The 22,053-nt window shown below is 65.0% G+C and carries 16 protein-coding genes; 3 read left to right on the top strand and 13 right to left on the bottom strand.

What is annotated here, in order from left to right; genetic code table 11:
- Positions 1-67: 67 nt before the first annotated feature.
- From NGM68_RS08005 to NGM68_RS07995, 3 genes are all read right to left on the bottom strand, one after another.
- Entirely contained in the window at positions 68-847 is a 780-nt protein-coding gene (locus NGM68_RS08005; RefSeq protein ID WP_252701122.1) for a protein sorting system archaetidylserine decarboxylase, read from the bottom strand.
- A gap of 215 nt (positions 848-1,062) precedes the next feature.
- Complete coding sequence (locus NGM68_RS08000) at positions 1,063-1,812, bottom strand: DUF7978 family protein (RefSeq protein ID WP_252701121.1); 750 nt, start codon at positions 1,810-1,812, stop codon at positions 1,063-1,065.
- A 108-nt stretch (positions 1,813-1,920) separates the two neighbouring features.
- Entirely contained in the window at positions 1,921-4,746 is a 2,826-nt protein-coding gene (locus tag NGM68_RS07995; RefSeq protein ID WP_252701120.1) for a DEAD/DEAH box helicase, read from the bottom strand.
- A gap of 140 nt (positions 4,747-4,886) precedes the next feature.
- On the opposite strand from NGM68_RS07995, the gene NGM68_RS07990 reads away from it, so the two are divergent.
- Positions 4,887-6,071: a tRNA sulfurtransferase gene (locus NGM68_RS07990; RefSeq protein ID WP_252701119.1), complete on the top strand. Its 1,185-nt coding sequence runs from the start codon at positions 4,887-4,889 to the stop codon at positions 6,069-6,071.
- 118 nt (positions 6,072-6,189) lie between these two features.
- On the opposite strand, the gene NGM68_RS07985 is transcribed toward NGM68_RS07990, so the two are convergent.
- On the bottom strand, positions 6,190-7,161 hold the full coding sequence (locus tag NGM68_RS07985; RefSeq protein WP_252701118.1) for an alpha/beta fold hydrolase: 972 nt from the start codon (positions 7,159-7,161) through the stop codon (positions 6,190-6,192).
- Positions 7,162-7,303: 142 nt separating this feature from the next.
- A complete protein-coding gene (locus NGM68_RS07975; RefSeq protein ID WP_425493605.1) occupies positions 7,304-8,914 on the bottom strand; it encodes a SufS family cysteine desulfurase in 1,611 nt (536 codons plus the stop codon).
- A gap of 259 nt (positions 8,915-9,173) precedes the next feature.
- Between NGM68_RS07975 and NGM68_RS07970 the strand changes: the two genes are divergently transcribed.
- Positions 9,174-9,770 carry a DUF5804 family protein gene (locus NGM68_RS07970; RefSeq protein ID WP_252701117.1) on the top strand — a complete coding sequence of 199 codons (597 nt, stop codon included), beginning with the start codon at positions 9,174-9,176 and terminating at the stop codon, positions 9,768-9,770.
- A 50-nt stretch (positions 9,771-9,820) separates the two neighbouring features.
- Here NGM68_RS07970 and NGM68_RS07965 read toward each other — a convergent pair whose 3' ends face one another.
- Entirely contained in the window at positions 9,821-10,804 is a 984-nt protein-coding gene (locus NGM68_RS07965) for a PLP-dependent cysteine synthase family protein (protein ID WP_252701116.1), read from the bottom strand.
- A gap of 107 nt (positions 10,805-10,911) precedes the next feature.
- Between NGM68_RS07965 and NGM68_RS07960 the strand changes: the two genes are divergently transcribed.
- Positions 10,912-11,295, top strand: coding sequence for a TlpA family protein disulfide reductase (locus tag NGM68_RS07960; protein ID WP_252701115.1), 384 nt, complete (start codon positions 10,912-10,914; stop codon positions 11,293-11,295).
- Between the two features lie 32 nt (positions 11,296-11,327).
- Here the strand turns inward: NGM68_RS07960 and NGM68_RS07955 are convergent, their stop codons facing one another.
- From NGM68_RS07955 to NGM68_RS07925, 7 genes are all read right to left on the bottom strand, one after another.
- Positions 11,328-13,589 carry a thioredoxin domain-containing protein gene (locus NGM68_RS07955; RefSeq protein WP_252701114.1) on the bottom strand — a complete coding sequence of 754 codons (2,262 nt, stop codon included), beginning with the start codon at positions 13,587-13,589 and terminating at the stop codon, positions 11,328-11,330.
- A gap of 82 nt (positions 13,590-13,671) precedes the next feature.
- A complete protein-coding gene (acnA, locus tag NGM68_RS07950; protein WP_252701113.1) occupies positions 13,672-16,407 on the bottom strand; it encodes an aconitate hydratase AcnA in 2,736 nt (911 codons plus the stop codon).
- A gap of 84 nt (positions 16,408-16,491) precedes the next feature.
- On the bottom strand, positions 16,492-17,178 hold the full coding sequence (locus NGM68_RS07945; protein ID WP_252701112.1) for a sensor domain-containing protein: 687 nt from the start codon (positions 17,176-17,178) through the stop codon (positions 16,492-16,494).
- A 157-nt stretch (positions 17,179-17,335) separates the two neighbouring features.
- Positions 17,336-18,199, bottom strand: a complete 864-nt coding sequence (locus NGM68_RS07940) for a fructosamine kinase family protein (RefSeq protein WP_252701111.1) — start codon at positions 18,197-18,199, stop codon at positions 17,336-17,338.
- A 29-nt stretch (positions 18,200-18,228) separates the two neighbouring features.
- A complete protein-coding gene (locus NGM68_RS07935; RefSeq protein WP_252701110.1) occupies positions 18,229-18,777 on the bottom strand; it encodes a dihydrofolate reductase in 549 nt (182 codons plus the stop codon).
- Positions 18,774-19,823 (bottom strand): thymidylate synthase, encoded by a 1,050-nt coding sequence (thyA, locus tag NGM68_RS07930; RefSeq protein WP_252701109.1) that lies wholly within the window; start codon positions 19,821-19,823, stop codon positions 18,774-18,776. The genes NGM68_RS07935 and thyA overlap by 4 nt, the downstream gene beginning before the upstream one ends.
- A gap of 63 nt (positions 19,824-19,886) precedes the next feature.
- Positions 19,887-21,995, bottom strand: coding sequence for a prolyl oligopeptidase family serine peptidase (locus NGM68_RS07925; protein WP_252701108.1), 2,109 nt, complete (start codon positions 21,993-21,995; stop codon positions 19,887-19,889).
- Between the last annotated feature and the right edge of the window lie 58 nt (positions 21,996-22,053).

Here is a 22,053-nt window from a genome sequence, read left to right as displayed (position 1 = left end):
GGCAGTTCACCACTGTTTCCGCGAGTCGACCACTGTTTCCGCGAGTCGACCGTTGGTGTCCGTAGCGTCAGTTCGCGACGTCTTCTGTGGAACCGTCGCCGTTGCTGTCGACCGCCTCATCGTCGAGGCCACCCATTTCGAGCCCCGTTTCGCCCTCGAGGCTACTCATCCCGAGCCCCGTATCAGCATCGGGCTCGAGGATTACCGTCTCGCCAGCGGTCATCTTCTGGCCCATCTCGATGGCCAGGTCGTCCGGTGAAACGGAGGGCGGGAACACCACGTCGACCCGACTGCCGAAGGCGATGTGTCCGATCCGCTGGCCGCGTTCGATCGACTCGCCGGTTTCGACGTAGGGGAAAATCCGGCGGGCGAACGCACCGGCGATAAACGTCACCTCGGCGGCCGGACTCGAGTCGTCGTCGGCGTTCGTTTCGTCAGTGGTGTCCGGTTCGGTCGACGCCCGGCCCGTGGTAGGCTCGAGCCGAAGGTGCACTCGCTCGTTCCGGTCGGAGTCCTTCGAGAAGGCCGGTTTGTGTGCGCCAGGAACGTGTTCGGCCTCGTGGACTGTCGCGTCGAAGGGGGCGCGAACCACGTGGACGTTGTGGACGTTCATGAACGTCCCGAGGCGAACCCGCGTGCCTTCCTCCCGGCAGACCGAGACGGTGCCGTCGGCGGGGGCGACTACGCCCGACGGTGGCGGCGTTCGTTCGGGGTCGCGAAAGAAGCCGAGCGTCGCGGCCCCCAGAACGAGGAGAACGACGCTCGCGGTCACGCTAAAGATGAACGCGAACGGGGCTGCAAGCAGTGGGAGGAGGGCGTACCGCCATGCGCCCGGCGCAAACTTCATACCGAAACAATGAAGCGGAACGTTTTGGCCGTTACGGACTGCATGGCCACTGCAACGCCGAATGATCCTGGTCGTCCTCGGTACCACCGGTGGCGCTCGAGCGACCAACGAGATTCTGAGTACCCTCTCGAGCGTCGTTTCTGACCGGGATCGACGACGCCGCTCGTGGCCGATTACGGTCGAATTCGGTTTTCGAAAACGGTAGTTTGCCTGCGTTACTGCGTCTGTTCGGTTTCTGCCGGAGGTTCCGAGGACGTACCATCGGATTGTTCCACCGATGGGGCGGTGACCGTGTCGTCAGACTCATCGTAGGTTTGCTCCACCCCGTTTTCGGGTGCCGCATTCTCGGCCACCGGCCGCTGTTCGTGGCCGAAGTAACCGCCGAGCGCGCCACCAAGGGCTGGATAGACGAGTCCGGCGAGCAACAGGGCTTCGACGAGATCCGGACCGATGGACATCGAAACCGTGCCGACGAAGTCGTCGGTCATCGACTCCGAGTACGTGCCGGTGTAGGCGATAACGAGCGCTGCGAGTGCGTAGCCTGCTGCGATCATTGCGCCCTGCTTTGCCCCCTCCTCTGCCGATGCCGTCTGCGTGTAGTTTTTGACGAAGACGAAGGCGACCGCAATGATGGCGATGATCGGAATCAACTGAAGGTAGCCGTCCCATGCGGCTAGCTCCTGAATTTCTGCCGGTTCGGTAAATGACTCGTCGCCCCACGAACCGGACATCTCAATCGACACCTGGTGGGCTTCGAAAAAGAGCCAGGAGACGGCCTCAAACGTGCTCGGTTCGCCGACTTCCTCTGCGCCACCGTTCCACTCTTCCGCGATTTCACCACTGACGTCGCTCCCCTTCAATACGTAGGTGACCAAAAATCCGCCGAGAAACGCGACGATGCCGGCGATCGTCGGTAGTTTCCATTTCTCTATGTCGCTTCCCCCGTCAGTTGTCTGTGCAGACATATTCGTGCTGACAAACCAGAAACTAATAACGTTTCGGGCCACTGGTCGGCGGTTACGCAGTCGGTGATCTTTGGCTCGAGTGCTGGCACCGACATATCACATCCCAAATCAATCCCAGAACGCCTTCGTCCGCGCGTACTGGCGCTCTTTCTCGAGGATGTCCCGGTAGAAATCCGCTTCGTTCTCGCGTAACCGACTGATGATCTGGGCGGCGTTGTGCGGGCCGACCCCGCGGGCTGACATCGCGATGACGGCTTTCTTGCCGTGGCTTTGCACCAGTCCGGCGTTTCTAACGGCCCGCTGGGTATGCTCCACCTGTTCGGCGCTCTTCGAATCCGCCTGGATGGCCTGTACCACCTCATCGGCCCACGGGCTCAACGCGGCGATGCGGGTCGAGCCACAGTTCGGACACTCGGGCTGGTCGGAAACTCGCTTTATTTTCGTCCGCGAGAGCCACTCCGTACAGTGGGTACACACCAGGACGACCCGATCGTCGTGCAGGCGCTCTTTGACCGTCTTGATGACGCTCGCATCGGCGTTTTCGGGCGCCAACAGCTCCTTGCCGCCTGAGCGACCGGCGCTTCCGATGGCCGTCCGGCCGCGAACCGTCTCGAGCGAGATCGAACCCGACTGAATCCCCGCAAGCACCTGGCCTGCACTCACCGTGTCGAGATCCTCGTGAAACACCTCCCTGATCGACTCGGCGTACATCGGCGTCTCCTCGAGCGCGGCCAGCAAGCGTTCGTTCGACAGGCGTCCCGATCCCTGCCACCGCTTGAGCGCGCCGAACTTCGCCGAGACCTGCGAGAGGCGGAAGGCGAGGGCATCGGATCGCTTGAGACCCAGTTCGACGATCGTCTCCACGTGGTCGGGATCCGTCTCGGTGCACACTTCGACGATCTCGCTCGTCGCGACCGACGTCGGCACTTCGAGTTCGATCCGGTACGGGTCGGTGTCGAGCCCGATTGACGAGCCCGAACGTTGACCGAGCAGGGCCGACAGCACGCGACCGAGCGTTTCGTTCGTCCGGTGGCCGTAACAGGCGTTGATCACGACGGTCGGCCCCTGTCGCTCGAGGACGATTCGGTCGTCCGTCGGCATCGGGGCCTCGCCGTCGAGCTGGTCACGAAGCTGTTCGCAGGCGTCGACGAGCGTCGATTCGTCGCCGGGATAGCGTTCGGCCAGGTCGCGACCGACGGCCTCCACGTCGGCTCCGACCTCGAGTTGGGAGCCGGCAGCGGTACGGATCTCGCCGACCTCCTGGGCGACCGCCTGCGGTACTGGGATCTCCTGGCCGATCCAGGACGGTACCTCGCCGGCGGGATCCTCGATCGGGGTGACGTTCACCCGCTCTTCGTCGTCGTCGATCTCGACGATCCGCCACATCTCCCCGCGCTGGATGAAGGTGGCTCCCGGCTGCCCGAACGTCGTCACGAACCGCTCGTCGAGGGTGCCGATCTGGCCGCTCGAGGCGATGTCGTGAACCTCGTAGGTCGCCTCGTCGGGGATCATCGAGAGGTTCGCGTAGACGTACTGCCAGGTGCCGCCGGTGGTCTCGATTCGGTCGGCGCTCTCGTCGAACCAGACGATCCGGTTGCGGTGGAGTTCCTCGACGACAGTCCTGAGCGTTTCCTCCTCGAGGTCGGCGAACGGGTACGCTCGCGTGAGGAGGCCGTACACCTCGGTGAGGTGGCGCGATCCCGTCGATTGCACGATGCCGGGGAGCTGGTTGGCGACCACGTCGAGGCTCCCTTCGTGAATCCAGGCGGGCTCGACCTCGCCGGCTTTCGCCCGTCGGGCGATCGCCAGCGCCTCGAGGGTGTCGTCGGGCCTGGTGGTGACGATGGTACCCTTCGACACAGCGTCCCGACGGTGACCTGCCCTCCCGATCCGCTGGAGCAGCCGCGAGACCTGGCGCGGGCTCTGGTACTGGATTACGTGATCGATCCGACCGACGTCGATGCCGAGTTCCATCGAGGACGTACAGAGCAACGCGTCGAGTTCCCCGGCTTTGAACCGATCCTCGACGTCGATCCGGGCCGCCTTCGAGAGCGAGCCGTGATGAACCCCGATCGGTAACTCGAGTTGAGTGAACCGCGATCCGAGCGCTTCGGCCGTCTGGCGGGTGTTGACGAAAATGAGGGTCGACTCGTGGTCGTCGACGAGGTCGCGGATGAACCGGACGTGGCTGGCCGTCGTCGCGTCAGTTGCGAGTTTTCCCGACAGTCGCTCGTCCTCGCTCGTCACCGCGGGACGCCGTACCTGCACGTCGATCAGGCTCCCGACGTCGATCTCCCGGATCGTACACGGTCGCCCACCCGTGAGGAACTGGCCCACGGATTCGGGGTCGCCGACGGTCGCCGAGAGGCCGATGCGCTGGAACGACCCAGACAGTTCGCGCAGGCGCTCGAGGCCGACGGCCAACTGCGCACCTCGTTTGGAGGCCGCCAGTTCGTGTACCTCGTCGATCACGACGTGGGAGACGTCCTCGAGCCCCTCCCGGAGCCGTTCACCGGTGAGCATCGCCTGCAGCGTTTCGGGCGTCGTGATCAGGACGTCCGGTGGCGACTCGGCTTGCTTCCCGCGCTGGTACTGCGTGGTGTCCCCGTGGCGCACGTCCACCTCGAGGTCGAGGTACTCGCCCCACCACTCGAGGCGATCGCGCATGTCGCGGTTGAGCGCGCGCAGCGGCGTGACGTAGAGCGCGCCGAACCCCTCCGGCGGGTCGGCGACGAGGTCGTCGAAGACGGGGAGCATGGCCGTCTCGGTCTTTCCACTCCCGGTAGGGGCGATCACGAGCGTGTCCTCGCCCGCCGCGAGCGGCGGAATCGCCAGTCGCTGTGGCGCCGTCGGCGTCGCAAACCCGCGCTCTGAGAGGGCATCGCGAACGCGCGAGCCGAGGTGGGTGAAGGCGGCAACGTCCCCGCTGGTCATCGACGGTACCAGGGCTCGAGGGCGAATAAATGCCGTGTTCCCGGTACGGTGTGGGCTGGTTTCACACCGTCGTCGAGGCGAGTACAGACGGTCGTCCCACCCCGTAACCCCCTTATAGCGCAGCCCATCTATCCTGATCCATGCACCCGCCCGGCGCCGACACCGTCCTCGTCCGACACGGGGATCTCAACACGAAGAGCAACACCGTCAAGCGGTACATGGTGGACATCCTCGCGGAAAACCTCGAGGCCACCCTCGCCGACCGCTCGGTGTCGGGCGACGTGGAGGGGAACTGGAACCGACCGCTGATCCAGACCACCGAAGCCGCCGTCGAGGACGCTGCCCGGGCTGCGTCGGACGTCTTTGGCGTCGTCTCGACCAGCCCAGCCCTCGTCGTGGAACCAGAGCTCGAGACGATCTGTGACGCGCTCGCGGAGACAGCCCTCGCGAGCTACGACGCCGACGTCGGTACGTTCGCCGTCGACGCCAGCCGGGCCGACAAGCGCCTTCCGTTTACCAGCGAGGATCTCGCTCGGCGGGGTGGCACCGCCATCTGGGAGGCCGTCGAGGACGAGTTCGACCCCGAAGTCGACCTCGACGACCCCGACATCACGTTCGGCGTGGAGGTTCGGGAAGACGCCGCGTACCTCTTCCTCGATCGATTCTCCGGCCCCGGCGGGCTCCCGCTACGATCCCAGGCCCCGATGGTCGCCCTCGTCAGCGGCGGGATCGACTCCCCGGTCGCCGCCTACGAGATCATGCGCCGGGGGTCGCCGGTAATCCCGGTCTACGTTGCCCTCGGCGATTACGGCGGCCCGGATCACGAAGCGCGGGCGATCGAAACGATCCGCTCGCTGTCCCGGTATGCGCCGAACGTCGACCTTTCGGTCTACCGCGTCCCAGGCGGCGAGACCGTCTCCTTGCTCGCCGAGACGATGGAGGAAGGCCGCATGCTCTCACTCCGTCGGTTCTTCTATCGCACCGCCGAGCACATCGCCCACGAGCACGACGCCAGCGGGATCGTGACCGGTGAGGCGATCGGCCAGAAGTCGAGCCAGACGGCCCAGAACGTCGGCGTCACCAGCCGGGCGACCCGCCTGCCGATTCACCGCCCCCTCCTGACCTGGGACAAACAGGATATCGTCGCCACGGCCCGCGAGATCGGTACCTACCGGGACTCGACGATCAACGCCGGCTGTAACCGGGTCGCCCCCGACCGCGCCGAGACCAACGCTCTACTCGAGCGCCTGCTCGAGGTCGAACCCGACGACCTGTTCGATCGCGCGGAAGCGGCGGCGGCGAACGCCGATCGGATTTCGCTGTAGGTTGGGTAGATCCGCTGTAGGCTCGAGTGAATCTCACTTCTGTCTTGAGCGGATCTCTATTGTCTCGAGTGAGAGTCCTCCGCTGGTCGTTCGCATCGATACTCGAGGCTCCCTCCCGTCACCCGTCCAGGAACGACCGAATCCGCGTTTCCGTTTCGTCGCCTGGCTCCATCCAGGGCACGTGGCCGTGTCCCTCGAGCACCTCGAACGTCGCGTTCACCATTCGATCGGCGACGGGACGGCCGACCTCGGGCGGCCAGTAGGCGTCCTCGGTGCCCCAGACGAACGCCGTCGGGCGCTCGATGTCGATGATTTCGTCGCGGAGATCGAACAACGGGTGCATCCGGCCGAACGAGCCCTGCTCGGTCGTCAGCGATCGCAGACTTTCCTGACGCCCCGGTAGCTCCTTGCTGGCAGCGATGACTTCGTAAAACTCGTCCGGAATCGCCGACGTGTCGTCGACGAGCACCTGTTCGGCCGCATCCATGGCGTTCTCGACTGGATCACCGCGCCCCTCGAGCCAGAAGAGGAGTCGGTTGACCCCGCGGACGGTCAACAGTCGCTGGAGCACGGGGAACTCGCGTGAGATTCCGCCGGGGGCACCCACGAGACACAGCCGGTCGACGTGGTCGTGATCGATCGCGAGCAAGAACGCCTGCTGGCCCCCAAGGGAACTGCCGACGACGTGAGGCTGATCGAGGGCGAGCCCGTCGAACAGCTCGAGCAGATACGCGACCATGAACCGTCGCAGGTCGCGACCGCGGTAGCTCGGAGCGTCCGACAGCCCTCGTCCCGGACGGTCAGGGATGTACACCCGATACTCGTCGGTCAGTGCGGAGACCATCGGCAGCCACGTCGCCGCGGTCATCGAGACGCCGTGGAGCAAGACGACCGGTTCCCCGTCGGGGTCGCCGGCCTCGAGGTAGTGCACCCGCCCGGCAACCTTGGTCTCGAGCGACCGGGACTCGACCTCGAGGTTGTAGTGGTCGGCGAGGCGGGCTTGCTGGGTGGCGTAGACTCGCTCCGCGTCGGTCGGCCAGTCGGCCGGCGCGTGCGTGGTTGGTGTGGGGCTCTCGGCAACTCGTATCATGTGGCCACATACCGACTGATACCTCTTAATAGTCGGACACGTGTCTCGTGACACGATGCACTCGCGGTGACCTCCAACATTTGCTACAGTAACTGTATCAGCACACTATAGAAATTATATCTTCGGGGTTCGAACCTCTAGACTACCGCTCCAATGTCTCGAGGTACTCCTGTGCAGCCGTCCGAATCACGTCCTCCGGCCCGACCACGCACTCGTGACGCAGCGACGGGTACTGCCCCTCGAGATGGTCGACGATCATACCCTCGAGGTCGGCGACCTCCTCGACGGTCATCCCCACGAGCTCCGTCGAGAGGATGCTCGCGACGGCGCTGCTGACCGCACAGCTCTCGCTCTCGAAGGCGACGTCCTCGATCGTTCCATCTGCGGTGACGTCCACGTGGAACTCGCCGTCGTCCCCACAGGAGGTCTCCTCGGAGGATTTGACCAGCGTGGCGTCCTCGAGACCGCCGGCGTTGCGCGGGTTCTCGTGGTGGTCGACCAGCCGCTCGTGGTAGCGACCGGAACGCAAGTAGGCCTCGAGTTTCGCCGGGGCGTCGTCGATCGCCTCGAGCAGTCGATCGATCTCCTCGGTCGTGTTGTAGACGTAGAACGATGCTCGGACGGAGCCGGGTATGTCGAGTTTGTCGTGCAGCGGCTGGGTACAGTGATCGCCCGCACGGACGGCAATTCCCCGGTCGTTCAACAGCGAGGAGAGGTCGTGGCCGTGGACGCCGTCGACGTTGAACGCGACGAGGCCCGAGCGCTCCTCGCCCAGGGGCGGCCCGTACGTCGTCACGTCGTCACGCGCCTCGAGTGCCTCGAGCGCGTACTGCGCCAGTTCGTTCTCGTGGGCGGCGATGGCGTCCATCCCGATCGCCTCGAGGTAGTCGGCGGCGGCCGCCAGGGCGATCCCCTCCGCGATTGGCGGGGTGCCGGCTTCGAATTTCCAGGGGAGTTCGTTCCAGCTCGAGCGAGTGAACGTGACGTGACGGATCATCTCGCCGCCGAAGAGGAACGGCTCCATCTCCTCGAGGATCGCTTGCTTGCCGTAGAGGCCGCCGATCCCGGTCGGGCCGGCCATCTTGTGTCCCGAAAAGGCGAAGAAATCGGCACCCATCGACTCGACGTCGACCGGTCGGTTGGGTGCGGACTGGGCCCCGTCGACGACCACGTAGGCGTCGTGTTCGTGGGCCATTGCAGCGAGGGCTTCGACGGGGTTGATCGTCCCGAGGACGTTCGAGACGTGCACCACCGAGAGGATCGCCGTCTCCGGGCCGATGAGGGATTTGGCGTGTTCCACGTCGAGGTGGCCGTCCTCGGTCACGCGGATGTACTCGATGTCGGCACCGGTCTTCTTCGCGACCTGCTGCCAGGTCACCATCGAGGCGTGGTGTTCCATCTCCGTCGTCACGATCTGATCGCCGGGCTCCAGTTCGTTCAGTCCCAGTCCGTAGGCGACGAGGTTGATGCTCTCGGTCGCCCCCTTCGTGAAGATCATCTCCTTTCGACCGCCGCTCGCACCGACGAACTTGGCGAGGCGGTCGTGAGCCTCCTCGTAGGCCACCGAAGCTTCGTGGCTCAGCGTGTGGATGCCGCGGTGGACGTTCGCGTTGTACCCCGTGAAGTACTCCTCGAACACCTCGTAGACAGGTCGCGGCGTCTGAGTCGTCGCCGCGTTGTCGAGGTAGACGAGGGGGTGGCCGTCGATTTCACGCTCGAGGATCGGAAAATCAGCTCGAATCGACCGTGTCATAACGTTACTATTCACTCGGTTCATTAAATTAGTTGTGACTAGGTAAAATGAGGTGGAGTACCACGCGGGTGGCCAGTGTTCTGGCTCAGACGAAAGTGTTCTGGCTCGAGACGAAACGGGTGGCACGGCCCGAAATCGGTGATACAAACGAAAGTGTGTGAAACGAGCCAGAACGGCACCACGATCCGATACTGTCAGGTTCACACAGTCTCCACCTCGAGGCGAAAATACATTACGGCGACGCACACAGTACTGAACAGTGACGCGCGTCTGCTTCGTCGGTTCCCCCGACGTCACCCTGCAGTACGAGCTCCTCTCCCGAGAGACGTCTCGAGAGGCGCTCGCGACCTACGACCTGGCGCGCCCGTTCGAAAACTCCATCGCCGTCCGGACGGTCAGCCTCGGCGCGGCCGTCTCGCTCTGTAACGACCTCCAGTGGTACATCGTGCGGTTCGTCGACGAGGTACTGATCCAGGAACCGAGCGTGAGCGACGAAGAGTGGCTCTCGCGAAACCTCGCCGTGGCCCTCCGAAACGGTGACATCGAGCCAGAGGACACCGGTGAGCACCTGAAACTGTTCGGCCTCGAACGGCCCGACGCGACTCCTGCAACTGATCAGGCAGCCACCGTGACTGGCGAGGGGGAGGAGCCACAGACCGATTCGGATCCGACCTCGAGTGCCGAGAGCGGGTCGTCTGAAGCCACTGATCCGTCCCCCGGAACCGCCACCGTCCGCCCGAAACTCGTCGAACCGCTCTACGTCCGCCGGGTCGACGGCGAGGTACCCGAATACGACCTCCGCGACGTCGAGGACACGCTGGTCGTCCGACTCACCGAGTCGGAGTTTTCGCCGTAGCTCTCGCGATCAGCACCGTCGTCGACGTGAAACGATTTCGAGCGCTTCTGTTACCGATCGAACAGACCCGTCGAGAGGTATCGCTCCCCGCTGTCCCAGAAGACGGTGACCACCAGCGGACAGTCGTCGACGTCGCTCCCACCGTCGGTCTGGGTCGCTCGAGCGAGTTCGCCGTCGAACGCGTCGGGCACCTCCGGACACTCGAGCCCGGGGTCGGCGATGTCGCGCGCGACCGCCTGGGAAACGAGACTCGTCGCCCCGCTCGATTGCCCCACCAGTATCCCCTCCTCGCGAGCGAGTCGACGACACTCGACTTCGGCGTCCTCGAGTGCGACGGTCTCAATTCGGTCGATGAGATCGGTGTCGAGGTTGTCGCTGACGAAGCCGGGACCCATCCCCTGAAAGTCGTCCTGCCCTGCTTCGCCGGTCGAGAGGACGGCGTTGCGTTGGGGTTCGACGGCGACGATCTCCATCTCGGGGAACTCTTCGCGGAGTCGACGGCCTACCCCCGACAGCGTCCCGCCGGTACCGACGCCGGCGACGAACGCGTCGATGGTGCGGTCGCCGACCTGTTCGACGATCTCCTCCCCCGTCGTCAGGTAGTGGGCCTCCGGATTCGCCGGATTCTCGAACTGTCCCAGCTGTACCGCACCCTCGGCTTCGATCTCGTTTGCGCGCTTGCGGGCGGCTTCCATATCGCCATCGATCAACTCGAGGCTCGCACCGTAGGCGGCCATGAGCTGCTGGCGCTCTTTCGACTTCGACGCCGACATGACGATCGTCAGGTCGTACCCCCGGGCGGCGCAGACGAGCGCGAGGCCGATACCTGTATTGCCGCTCGTCGGTTCGACGATGTGATCGCCCGGCTCGAGGACGCCCTCGCGTTCGGCGGCTCGAACCATCGCTACGGCGGGCCGATCCTTCGCCGAGCCGCCGGGGTTGAACGACTCGACTTTGGCGGCGACCGTCGCACCCTCCGGCGACTCGACCTGGACGAGCGGGGAACCGATCGTGTCCAGGATACTGCCTTTCATCGATCGCTGCTACGAACTCGAGACGGAAAGCCGTAGCGGGCTGAGGCAGGACGTGCCGGTGACCAAACCGATTCGTTAAGCCCCTGGGAACGATATCGTGACCAACGATGACGCTCGAGACCATGCGCCCGAACCCGACCTGGGACAGCGCCTCCTACGAGGACACCGTCGACACCCTCGCGGCCCACCGCGACGACCTGACGTACCTCGTGTGGGGCGGTGACTGGTGTAAGGACTGCCGCGCGCTGCTCCCGGACTTCGGGGCGGCGCTCGAGGCGGCAGATATTCCGGAAAATCGAATCGAGGAACTCGCCGTCGACACGGACAAGGAGGGGCCGAAGGTCGACGCCTACGACGTCGAGTACATTCCGACGATCGTCGTCGAAGCCGACGACGGCACCGAGGTCGCCCGATTCGTCGAGAGCGAAGCGCTCCCGCCAGCGGTCTTCATCGCCGAGGAGATCGAGGCGGCGCTCGAGACCACGAACTGACCGCCCTTTTCGGATCCGTTTCGTTGCGCAGCTTACGTACCGCCCTCGAGCAGCCACTCGAGCGCTTCCTCGACGTCGTGGGTCGGCGGCGAGCACGTCCGCTCCCGGCAGGCGTACAGCGTCGGTTCGCCGTCTCGAGCCTCCCGGCCGGCCCAGATCGGCGGGGCGGCTTCGGTATCGAGGTCGGAATCAGCGTCGATGTCGAGCGCGTCGAGCCAGCCCTCGAGTTCGTCGTCAGTCGGTGGACGACGGGCGAGCAACCGGTCGGGGAGGAACGTCGAGCCGATCCGGTCGCGCCAGGCGGAGGGCACCTCGTCGGCCGCGACCGTCAGCTCCGCGAGTCCGGTGTCGAGTCGATCCGCTGCGAGGACGAGGCTCGTGTACTCGAGCGGACTCGACTGCATCCGGCTGGCGTGAGTGTCGATCACGGCCGCGGCGATCTCGCCAAATGGGTCGTCGGACACGTGATCCAGCGCGAGCAGGGTTTCGACGGCGACGCCGGTCGAGGAGGGCGTCGACGAATCGTCGAGTTCCTGCGGTCGCGTGACGAGCGACTCGCCGCTCTCTGGGGTGAAATACAACGTCTCCCGGTCGCCGTCCCTGAACTCCGCATCGATCACCCTCGCCAGCTCGAGGGCGAACGCCAGGTGTTCGACGTCGCCGGTCGCCTCGTAGCACGTCAGCGCGCCGCGAGCGAGGAAGGCGTAATCCTCGAGGTAGCCGTCGATGCCGACCTCGCCCTCGGTGTCAATACCGACCTCGCTCTCGGTGTCAATACCGACCTCACCGTCTGTACCGTCGCCATTGGTATCACCGTTCGTCAGTCCCGAACCGGAGGCGTCCTTGTATCGCCTCGAGAGCCGACCCGCCTCGTCGTCCCAGAGCCGATCCCGGACGAATCCGAGCGCCTCGGTCGCCGTCTCGGCGTAGGCGTCCTCGCCGAGAACGATCGCAGCCTCGGCGAACGCGGCGATCATCAACCCGTTCCAGCCGGCCAGCACCTTCTCGTCCCTGTTCGGCCGTGGACGCTCCTTCCGGGCCTCGAACAGCGTCTCTCGAGCGTCTTCGAGTCGCGATTCCACCTCACCCCGCTCGAGGTCGTACTCCTCGGCGAGATGCGCGACCGACGCCGAGATGGTCAGTACCGTCGATCCCTCGAAGTTCCCCGAGGCGGTCACGCCGTAGCGATCGCAGACGAGATCCGCGTCACGGTCGTCTTCGAGCGCCTCCCTGATCTCCTCGGGCGTCCACACGTAGAAAACCCCTTCCTCGCGTTCGCCCTCCGGAGTCTCGCTCTGGGCGTCGAGCGTGCTGAAGAAGCCGCCGTCGTCGTGGGTCAGTTCGCGCTCGACGAACGCGAGCGTCCGCCGGGCCACGTCGGCGTATCGGTCGTCGTCCACGGCCTGATAGGCCGCCAGGTACGCCCGCGTCAACTCGGCGTTGTCGTACAGCATCTTCTCGAAGTGTGGCACCGTCCAGTCCCGGTCGACGCAGTAGCGGTGGAAGCCGTCGCCGACGTGGTCGTACAGCCCGCCGGTGGCCATCCCGTCGAGCGTTTTGATCGCCGCCTCGAGCGACTGACGCCGGCCGGTGCGGTCGGCCGCCCGGAGGAGCAAGTGGAGCCGCGATGGCTGGGGGAATTTTGGGCCGCTCGAGCCCCAGCCGCCGTGTTGCTCGTCGAGCCCGCGGAGAGCCGTGCCGGCGGCCGACTCGAGCAGGTCGCTCCCCGGCGTCTCGACGCCCTCCGGCGGTGCGGGGGTGTCCTCGAGCTGGTCGCGCGCCGCGGCCGTCCACTGATCAGCTCGGTTTTCCATCTCCTCGCGATCCTGCTCCCAGGAGTGGCCGATGTTCTCGAGGAGATCACGGAACCCGGGCATTCCGCGCTGGGGTTCCCTGGGGAAGTAGGTACCCACGTAAAACGGGCGTCCGTCGGGGGTGAGCCAGGCCGAGAGCGGCCAGCCGCCACGACCCGTCACCAGCTGGCAGACGGTCATGTAGATGCTGTCGACGTCGGGGCGCTCTTCACGGTCGACCTTGATGGGGACGAAGTGGTCGTTCAGCAACTCGGCGACCCCGTCGTCTTCGAAGCTCTCCTCCTCCATGACGTGACACCAGTGACACGCCGAGTAGCCGATCGAGAGGAAGATGGGGACGTCGTGTGCTTTCGCCGTCTCGAGCGCATGCTCGTCCCAGGGCTGCCAGTTGACGGGATTGTCCGCGTGCTGGCGCAGGTAGGGACTGGGCGCGTCCTCGAGGCGATTGCGCTCGGTAGGGGTGCCCTCGGTGGAATCCATAGGTGTGTGTACGGACGGGAGTTGTAAAAGGCCGACGTACGGGGCTCGAGTAACCGAAGAAGACAGTAAAACGCCGTTCTACTTACTCCGTCAGTAGACGGCGCAGCACGAGGTGCAGGACGCCGCCGTTCTCGACGTACTTCACTGCGGCAGGCGTGCCGACCTGGGCGGTGACGTCGAACTCGGTCGTCTCGCCGTTTTCATCCTCCGCAATCACCGTCAGTTCGGCGTTCGTCTCGAGGCCGTCCTCGAGGCCGCGGATCTCGAACACTTCGGAGCCGTCGAGGCCGAGTTCCGCCCAGCCCTCGCCGTCTGTGAACTGCAGCGGCAGCACGCCCATGCCGAGCAGGTTGTCACGGTAGATCCGCTCGTAGCTCTGTCCGATGGTCGCGCGGATGCCGAGCAGGTCGGTTCCTTTGGCCGCCCAGTCGCGACTCGAGCCGGTACCGAGTTCGACGCCGGCCATGACGATCAGCGGCGTGTCCTCGTCCTGATACCGCATGCTGGCGTCGTAGACGGTCGTCTCCTCGTCGGTTGGGTGATGGATGGTGTAACCGCCTTCCTTCCCGTCGAGCATCTCGTTCTGGATGCGGACGTTCGCGAACGTCCCGCGCATCATGACCTCGTGGTTCCCGCGGCGCGAACCGTAGGTGTTGAACTCGTAGGGTTCGACGCCCTGCGCGGCGAGCCATCGACCTGCAGGAAGGGCCTCGCTGAACGGCCCCGCGGGGCTGATGTGGTCGGTCGTCACGGTGTCACCGAGGGTGAGCAGGCAGCGCGCTCCCTCGATGTCCTCGACGCCGGGTTCCTCGAGCGGGAAGTCCTGGAAGAACGGCGGCTCGCGGATGTACGTCGACTCGTCGTCCCACTCGTAGACGTCGCCCGTGGGGGCCTCGAGGGCCTCCCAGCGCTCGTCGCCCTCGAAGATGCTCGCGTACTTCGCCTCGAACAGCTCGGCGGAGACGCTGTCGTGGATGGTCTGTCGGATCTCCTCGGGGTCGGGCCAGACGTCCTCGAGGTAAATTGCCTCGCCGTCGTCGTTCGTGCCGATGGGCTCGTTCTCGAGGTCGATGTCCATCTTGCCGGCGAGGCCGTAGGCGACCACGAGAGGCGGGCTGGCGAGGTAGTTCGCGCGGATTTTCGGGTGGATCCGGGCCTCGAAGTTTCGGTTGCCCGAGAGGACGCTGGTCGTCCAGAGGCCGTACTCGTCGATGGCGGCCTCGATGGGATCGGCTAGCGGGCCGGCGTTGCCGATACAGGTCGTACAGCCGTAGCCGACGACGTGGTAGCCCAGTGCCTCGAGGTCGTCGAGCAGGTCGGCCTGTTCGAGATACTCGGTGACGACCTTGCTCCCGGGGGCGAGGCTGGTCTTGACGTAGTCGGGCACCTCCAGACCGGCTTCGACGGCGTTGCGCGCGAGCAGACCCGCGGCGACCATTACCGAGGGGTTCGACGTGTTTGTACAGGAGGTGATCGCGCTCACGAGCACGGAGCCGTGACCGATCTCGATCTCGGTACCGTCCTCGAGCGTGACGGGTACCTTCTCGTCGAGGCCGGGCTGGCGTTCGGCGACGAGGCCGCCGTCGCTTTCCGCCGCTCCGGAGTCGATGACGCCTTCCTCCTCGAGCAACGTCGGGAAGTGCTCGTCGAGGTCGCCCATCGGGATGCGGGCGTGGGGCTTCTTGTGGCCGGCGAGGCTGGGTTCGACCTCGCCGAGGTCGAATTCGACAACATCGGTGAACTCGGGGTCGTGCTCGCCGAAGAGGCCCTGGGTCTCGAGGTACTCGCGCACGAGGTCGATGTGTTCCTCGTCGCGACCGGTCAACTCGAGGTACTCGAGGGTCTTCTCGTCGACGGGGAACATCGAGATGGTCGACCCCTGCTCGGGGGCCATGTTGGAGATGGTCGCCCGATCCGCCACGGAAAGCTGAGAGACGCCGGGGCCGAAGAATTCGACGAACTTGTCGACGACGCCGACCTGACGGAGCTTTTCGGTGATGTGGAGCACGAGGTCTGTCGCGGTGACACCCTCGGAAAGCTCGCCGGTGAGTTCGACGCCCACCACTTCGGGCAGGGTCATCGTGATCGGTTGGCCGAGCAGTGCGGCCTCGGCTTCGATGCCGCCGACACCCCAGCCGACGACGCCGATGCCGTTGATCATCGGGGTGTGGCTGTCGGTGCCGACCAGGGTGTCGGGCAGGAGCCACTGGTCGCCGCCGATCTCGCGGTCGTGGACGACCTGACCGAGGTACTCGAGGTTGACCTGGTGGACGATCCCCGTCCCTGGAGGTACGACGTTGAAGTCCTCGAAGGCCTGTTCGGCCCACTTGATCGCGCGGTAGCGCTCCTCGTTGCGCTCGTACTCGATTTCGACGTTCTTCTCGTAGGCGTCCGCGCTGCCGAAGTAGTCGACCTGGACGCTGTGGTCGATCACGAGGTCACAGGGAACCTCGGGTTCGACGATAGTGGGATCTTCGCCCGCGCGGTCGGCGGCCGAGCGCAGCGCGGCGAGGTCGACGACGGCCGGCACGCCGGTCAGATCCTGCAGGACGACCCGCGAGGGACTGAACGGCACTTCGACGTCGGGCACCTCCGGCTGCCAGGAGGCGGCGTTTTTCACGTCGGATTCGGTCACCATCTCGCCGTCGACGTTCCGCAGGACGGACTCGAGCAGCACGCGGATGCTCACGGGCAGGCTCGAGAGGTCACAGAGTCCTTCCTCCTCGAGCACGGTAAGGTCGGCGTACTTGTACGTCTCGCCGTCCCGTTCGAGCTCGCGAATCGCTCCGAACGGATCAGCGGTGGTATCTTCAGTCATCGATATTGGCTAGAACGAGGAAGGGGGGCCGTGTGAACCTATCGGTCTCGTGGCGCAAAATCTGCCATCGAATGGGACACAGTGTCACGGTTTTCCCGGTTTCTGGCCATCACCGTTCGCGGAGACGCTCTCGGCGTTCGCCGATCCGTGAGCGGTGCCGAGTAACGCCACCGCAATCGTCGACGTAATGTCAGCGATCGCGTTGATCGCGTGGAGAACGAGCACGCCGACAACGACCCCAATCGGGACGGCCAGGGCGGACTCCCAGCGCGTCTCGATCGTCCAGACCTCCCAGATCTCGACTGAACTGCTGAGCGGAGCGAGCGTGAGTGCGAGCGCGGTAAACCCGGCGATGAAGAGGAACAGAAACGCCACGAACGCGATCACCGATTTGAGGACGAGAAAGCCCAGCCCTCTCCACGTCGATTCCGCACGGATCAGCCCGACGACGGTCGAGATGATCCCATCGTCGCTGACCGATGGGACGTCGTTTGGAGCCTCGATTTCGGTCGCGAGCAAGGCGTTCGTGAGTCGCCGTTCGAAATCGACGACGTACCGCGACCCGATTAGGGAGAGGACGACCAGCGGGATGCCGACGATAGCGAGCACCAGAATGATCCCGAGGACGAACCCGAACAGCATACCGACGTAGTAGGCAAATCCGAGCGGAATCGCCAGCAGCAGGTACGCCAGGTTTCGGTAGGTCTGGCGCTCAGCGACGACGCTCACGAAGGTCTCGAGGTGTCTCGAGCGGCGCTGCCAGGTGTTCATACGCGGACGGTTCGACACCGAGTGTCAAAAGTATAACTGAAACCACCAATGGGGTCGGTAGTTCAGTGGCTGATAAACAGCCGCCATAGCATACAGCGGCCCGTCCTACTATCTCTCGAACCTCACCTCAAATACAAGCTCACACCTCATAGAGCAGCTAGTACCCGAGCCCCGTCAACGTCCCCTCGAGTTCGTCCAGGTATGCCCCACCGAAGAGGTGGACGTGGACGAGCAGCGGATAGAGGCGATAAACGAACCGACGCCGGTTCCAGAACCCGTCGCGAATACCGCGCCGCCGCTCGTACGCGTCGAAGAAAGCCGAGCCGAAGGTGTCCGTCCAGTCGACGTACGCCAGTTCGATCTCCGGATCGGCGTAGTACGTTGCGGGATCGAGAAATGCCGTCACCCATCCGCCTCGAGAGAGGATGTTCGTTCGCCAGACGTCGCCGTGGATCAACGAAGGTTCCGTCGCATGACCCTCGAGCAGTGCCTCGAGATCGTCGGCGACGGCCTCGACCCGGCTCCGTGTGTCCGACGGTAGAATCCCCGACCCCCGTCGCGGATCAGCCGCGAGTGACGCGACGTGTCGAAGCCGTTGGTCACGATAGAACTCGAGCCACGAGTCCGTCCACTGGTTGGGCTGGCGAACCGGCCCGGTGAGGGTGTCCCGCGGAAAGCCGAAGCCGTCCTCGCTGATTTCGTGGAGCGACGCGAGGTGGATCGCAGCGTCCCGGGCCACTCGGTCGTCGTGAGCTGTCGCTCCCGCGACGTGCTCGAGCACGAGCAGGTCGTCGCTCGCGTGGTACACGTCGGGGACGTGAAGGTCGCCCTCGTCGGCGAGGTAGCGAAGCATGAACGCCTCGGTCTCGAGGGGCGTCTCGCCAGTTTTGGCGACGACCGTTCGGCCGTCCTCGAGCGCGACCCTGAAAACGGAGCCGATCATCCCGCCCTCGAGTTCGGTAACGCGCTCGGGGGTCGAGTCGAGCGCAGCGGACAGCGCCGCCTCGAGTTCTCCCTTCACGGTTTGAACCGGTTTACGTCGGCCACAAGTCACTCCCGCCGCACGTACTCGAGGAAGGCAAATCCGTCGTGTTCCTCGCGGTCGACTTCGTCCCAGTCCGAGCGATCCCACGCCGGGAACGACGTGTCTCCCTCCGGCCGGTCGTGAATCTCGGTCACGACGAGCCGATCGAGGGCGGGCAGCAACTGTTCGTAGACCGTCGCGCCACCGGCGACGAACGCGCGGTCAGTGCCGCCGTGGCGTTCGGCAGCCGCTTGCTCGGCAGCCTCGAGCGCCCCCTCGAGACTCGACGCAACGACGGCGTTTTCGGGCGTCTCGAGGTCGCGACTCGTGAGAACGATCGAGGTTCGGTTCGGAAGAGGCTCGCCGAGTGCCTCGAGGATGCCCTCGTAGGTGATTCGGCCCATGATGACCGGGTGGCCCGTGGTCTGGCGTTTGAAGTGAGCGAGATCCTCGGGGACGTGCCAGGGCATCTCCCCGTCGCGGCCGATGATTCCGTTCTCGGCGACGGCGACGATGCCGACGAGTTCGAGATCGGTCTCGAGATCGGCGCTCGAGGGGGCTCGTTCCGTCGTCATTCGGCGACCGAAAACCGAAGTCCATCGTGGGACTCGTACCCGATCAGTTCGACGTCGTCGTGGGAGAGGTCGTCGATCGTCACGTCGGCGATCTCGAGCGTCGGTCGCTCGAGTGGGTCGCGCGTACACTGCCGGAGCAGGTTCGGGACGTGATCGAATCGTTCCTCGCCCTCGGCCTCGGCCGGAGCTTCCTCGAGGAGCCACTCGCGGACGTCGGCGTACCCGTCGGGGCTGTCGACGTCGTCGAGACGAGCCTGCAGCGCCTCGAGATTGTCTTCGTACCACGACCCGCGCTCACCGGTGCCGCAGTAGACGTGTGCGTCGACGATGGTGTGGCCGAAGGTGCCTGCCTCGAGCCCCGTCTGCTGGGCGACGAGTTTCGTCAGCAGCGAGTACGCAGCGATGTTGAAGGGAACGCCGAGGGCGACGTCGCCGGATCGCTGGGTGAGGTGACAGTTGAGCTGGTCGCCCTGTACGTTGAACACGAACGTGTAGTGACACGGCGGCAGCGTCGAGACCGCCGCGTTCGCGGGGTGCCAGGCGTTGACGACGAGTCGGCGGGAGTTCGGATTGTCGGAGAGCTGGTCGAGCACGTATCCGAGCTGGTCGAACGTCTGCCGGCCATCGGCTTCCTCGTTGACCCACTGGCTCCCGGGAACCGATCCGCTCGAGGCCTCGCCGGCGTCGATGCCGGCCCAGGACTCGCCCTCGAGTTTACTCTCGTCGTCGGGAATTGGATACCGTCGCCAAAAACGGCCGTAGGCGGTGTCGAGCCTACCGTCTTCGTCGGCCCAGGCGTTCCAGATCTTGGTTTCCTCGCGCAGGTCGCGGATGTGCTCGTCGCCCGAGAGGTACCAGCACATCTCGTGGATCATCGAGTTCCAGCGGTAGCCGTCCATCTTCTTGGTCGTCAGGAGCGGGTAGCCTCGCTCGAGGTCGATCTCGTAGTGCTGGCTGAACGAGGAGATGGTGTCGACGCCGGTTCGGTTGGGTTTGTACGAACCCGAAGAGAGCACCGAATCGACGAGGTCGAGGTACTGTCGCATTGTGGCTCCGTTGCGGTTGGAGCTACATAACATTAGAACATTAGGCGAGACGAGCGGAGCGGTTTACGGCGCGACGTACTCGAGCCCCAGTTCCTCGAACACGAACGACCAGGTGTCGAGCGCCTCCTCGACGATCATCCAGGTCGGCTTGCCAGTCCCGTGACCCGTGTCGCGATCGGTCTTACAGAGGATCGGGTGCTCGCCCGTGTCGAGTTCCTGCATTCGGGCAGCCATCTTCCAGGCGTGTACCGGATGAACGCGGGTGTCGCTCTCGGCCGTTTTGAAAAACACGGCGGGGTAGTCGCGCTCCTCGAGGTTGTGGTACGGCGAGTATTCGTAGATCCACTCGAAGGCGTCGGGATCGTCCGGCGAGCCGTACTCGGTCGTCCAGGACTCACCGAGCAGGAACGTGTGGAACTGCAGCATGTCGAGCAGCGGAACGTGACAGAGCACGGCCCGCATCAGGTCGGGTCGCTGCGTCATCACCGCACCGACCGTCAGGCCGCCGTTGGAGCCGCCCTGGATCGCGAGCCGGTCGCTCGAGGTGTAGCCCTGCTCGATCAGGTACTCCGCGGCGGCGATCATGTCGTCGAAGGTGTGCTGTTTGCGCTCGTGGCGGGCCGCCCGGTGCCAGTCCTTGCCGAACTCGCCGCCGCCCCGGAAGTTGCCGACGGCGTAGACGCCGCCCGAGCGCAGGAAGGCCTGTCCGAATCGGGAGTACGACGGCGTCACGCTGATCTCGAAGCCGCCGTAGCCGTACAGCAGCGTCGGATTGTGTCCATCGCGTTCGAGCCCCTCGCGGTGGATCACGAACATCGGCACTTCGACATCGTCGGTCGACTCGTACCAGACCTGTTCGACGACGAGGTCGACGTCGGACTCGAGATCGGGACGGTCGAGTTCCTCGAGGGCGTCGCCTCCGTTTCCGATCTCATTCTCGTTTCCGTCGGCGTTTCCGTTTCCGTCTCCGTTCCCATCGCCGTCGGTTTCAGCAGCAAGGTCGTATCGAAACACCGCAGGCGGATGGTCGAACGATTCGTAGCCGAAGAACAGTTCCGGCTCGTCGCGGTTGCCCGACAGCCCAGTGACGGTACCGAGTCCCGGGAGGTCGACAGTGTGGAGTGACGTCCCCTCCGGGTCGAACACCTCGAGTTCCGACACCGCCGCGTGCTCGTACCGACAGATCAGCCGATCGTCGGCGAGCGTGACGGTCTTGAGAATCCCATCTCGAGCCGAGATCACCTCGGGCAGTTCATGCGGATCGACCGGGCCGTCGACGCTCGAGAGGTCGAGTTCGACCAGCCGGTAGGTGGGGGCCTCGAGGTTCGTCCGCAGATAGGCCGTGTCGCCGTCGACCAGCGGCACGTAGAGGTGGTCGGTGCCCTCGAAGACGGGCGTCAACTCGGTCTCGCCGACGGGCGCGTACAGGATCTCGCTACGCTCCCAGGCACTGACGAGGGTGACGAGCAGGTGTTCGCCGTCGCGGTCGGTCTGCAACTGCGGCCAGGTCGAGGGGTCGTCGATCTCGTAGAGAAGGGCGTCGTCCGCGAGATCGGTGCCGAAGGCGTGGTAGTGGATCGACTTCTCGAGTTGGCCGCCGTCGTCGGCACCGCCCGTCCGGTAGTAGTAGAGGCCGTCGGACGCCCAGCCGACGCTGTGGCACCGCCCGAGGTCGGGTAATTCGTCGATCACGTCGCCGGAGGCGACCTCGATGACGGTCACGTCGTACTGTTCGTTCCCGCCCTCGTCGACGCCGTAGGCGAGGCGGTCGCCGTCGGGCGAGAGCGACCACCACCCCATCGCCACGGTGCCGTCCTCGCTCCATTCGTTCGGATCGAGAAGCACCTCGCGATCGTCCTCGAGCGACTCCCGGTAGGTGAGGACGGCCTGATCGTCGTCCTCACGTTCGATTTCCTGGAAGTACCCGGACGGTCGGGCCGCGATCGAGCCGTAGTCGGTGACCCTGGCGACCGATTCGAACTCCGGCTGGAGCGCGTCGCGGACTGCCGCGGACTCGAGGGAGGCGTCGGCGTGATCGTTCTGCGCGTCGACCCACTCGTCGATAGCCTCACGCTCGTCCTCGCCGTTCTCGAGCCAGCGGTAGGGATCCTCGACGACGGTGCCGTGACGTTCGTAGCTCGCGTTCTCGCGTCTGGTCGGGGGCGGGTTCATCGTCGGGTGGTTTGAACGCCGAACGAAAATAGTTCCGTGTATGGCACGTCGTTGCCGC

It is taken from the genome of Natronosalvus vescus (assembly GCF_023973145.1).
In the GTDB taxonomy this organism is placed as follows: Archaea; Halobacteriota; Halobacteria; order Halobacteriales; family Natrialbaceae; genus Natronosalvus; species Natronosalvus vescus.
Note: the sequence above shows the minus strand (reverse complement) of the source record. Positions and strands in the feature narration are given on the sequence as shown.

Excerpts from the sequence above, each read along its gene's own strand:
- NGM68_RS08005 (WP_252701122.1), bottom strand. The coding sequence starts at position 847 with ATGAAGTTTGCGCCGGGCGCATGGCGGTACGCCCTCCTCCCACTGCTT.
- NGM68_RS08000 (WP_252701121.1), bottom strand. The coding sequence starts at position 1,812 with ATGTCTGCACAGACAACTGACGGGGGAAGCGACATAGAGAAATGGAAA.
- NGM68_RS07995 (WP_252701120.1), bottom strand. The coding sequence starts at position 4,746 with ATGACCAGCGGGGACGTTGCCGCCTTCACCCACCTCGGCTCGCGCGTT.
- NGM68_RS07990 (WP_252701119.1), top strand. The coding sequence starts at position 4,887 with ATGCACCCGCCCGGCGCCGACACCGTCCTCGTCCGACACGGGGATCTC.
- NGM68_RS07985 (WP_252701118.1), bottom strand. The coding sequence starts at position 7,161 with ATGATACGAGTTGCCGAGAGCCCCACACCAACCACGCACGCGCCGGCC.
- NGM68_RS07975 (WP_425493605.1), bottom strand. The coding sequence starts at position 8,914 with ATGACACGGTCGATTCGAGCTGATTTTCCGATCCTCGAGCGTGAAATC.
- NGM68_RS07965 (WP_252701116.1), bottom strand. The coding sequence starts at position 10,804 with ATGAAAGGCAGTATCCTGGACACGATCGGTTCCCCGCTCGTCCAGGTC.
- NGM68_RS07960 (WP_252701115.1), top strand. The coding sequence starts at position 10,912 with ATGACGCTCGAGACCATGCGCCCGAACCCGACCTGGGACAGCGCCTCC.
- NGM68_RS07955 (WP_252701114.1), bottom strand. The coding sequence starts at position 13,589 with ATGGATTCCACCGAGGGCACCCCTACCGAGCGCAATCGCCTCGAGGAC.
- acnA (WP_252701113.1), bottom strand. The coding sequence starts at position 16,407 with ATGACTGAAGATACCACCGCTGATCCGTTCGGAGCGATTCGCGAGCTC.
- NGM68_RS07945 (WP_252701112.1), bottom strand. The coding sequence starts at position 17,178 with ATGAACACCTGGCAGCGCCGCTCGAGACACCTCGAGACCTTCGTGAGC.
- NGM68_RS07935 (WP_252701110.1), bottom strand. The coding sequence starts at position 18,777 with ATGACGACGGAACGAGCCCCCTCGAGCGCCGATCTCGAGACCGATCTC.
- thyA (WP_252701109.1), bottom strand. The coding sequence starts at position 19,823 with ATGCGACAGTACCTCGACCTCGTCGATTCGGTGCTCTCTTCGGGTTCG.
- NGM68_RS07925 (WP_252701108.1), bottom strand. The coding sequence starts at position 21,995 with ATGAACCCGCCCCCGACCAGACGCGAGAACGCGAGCTACGAACGTCAC.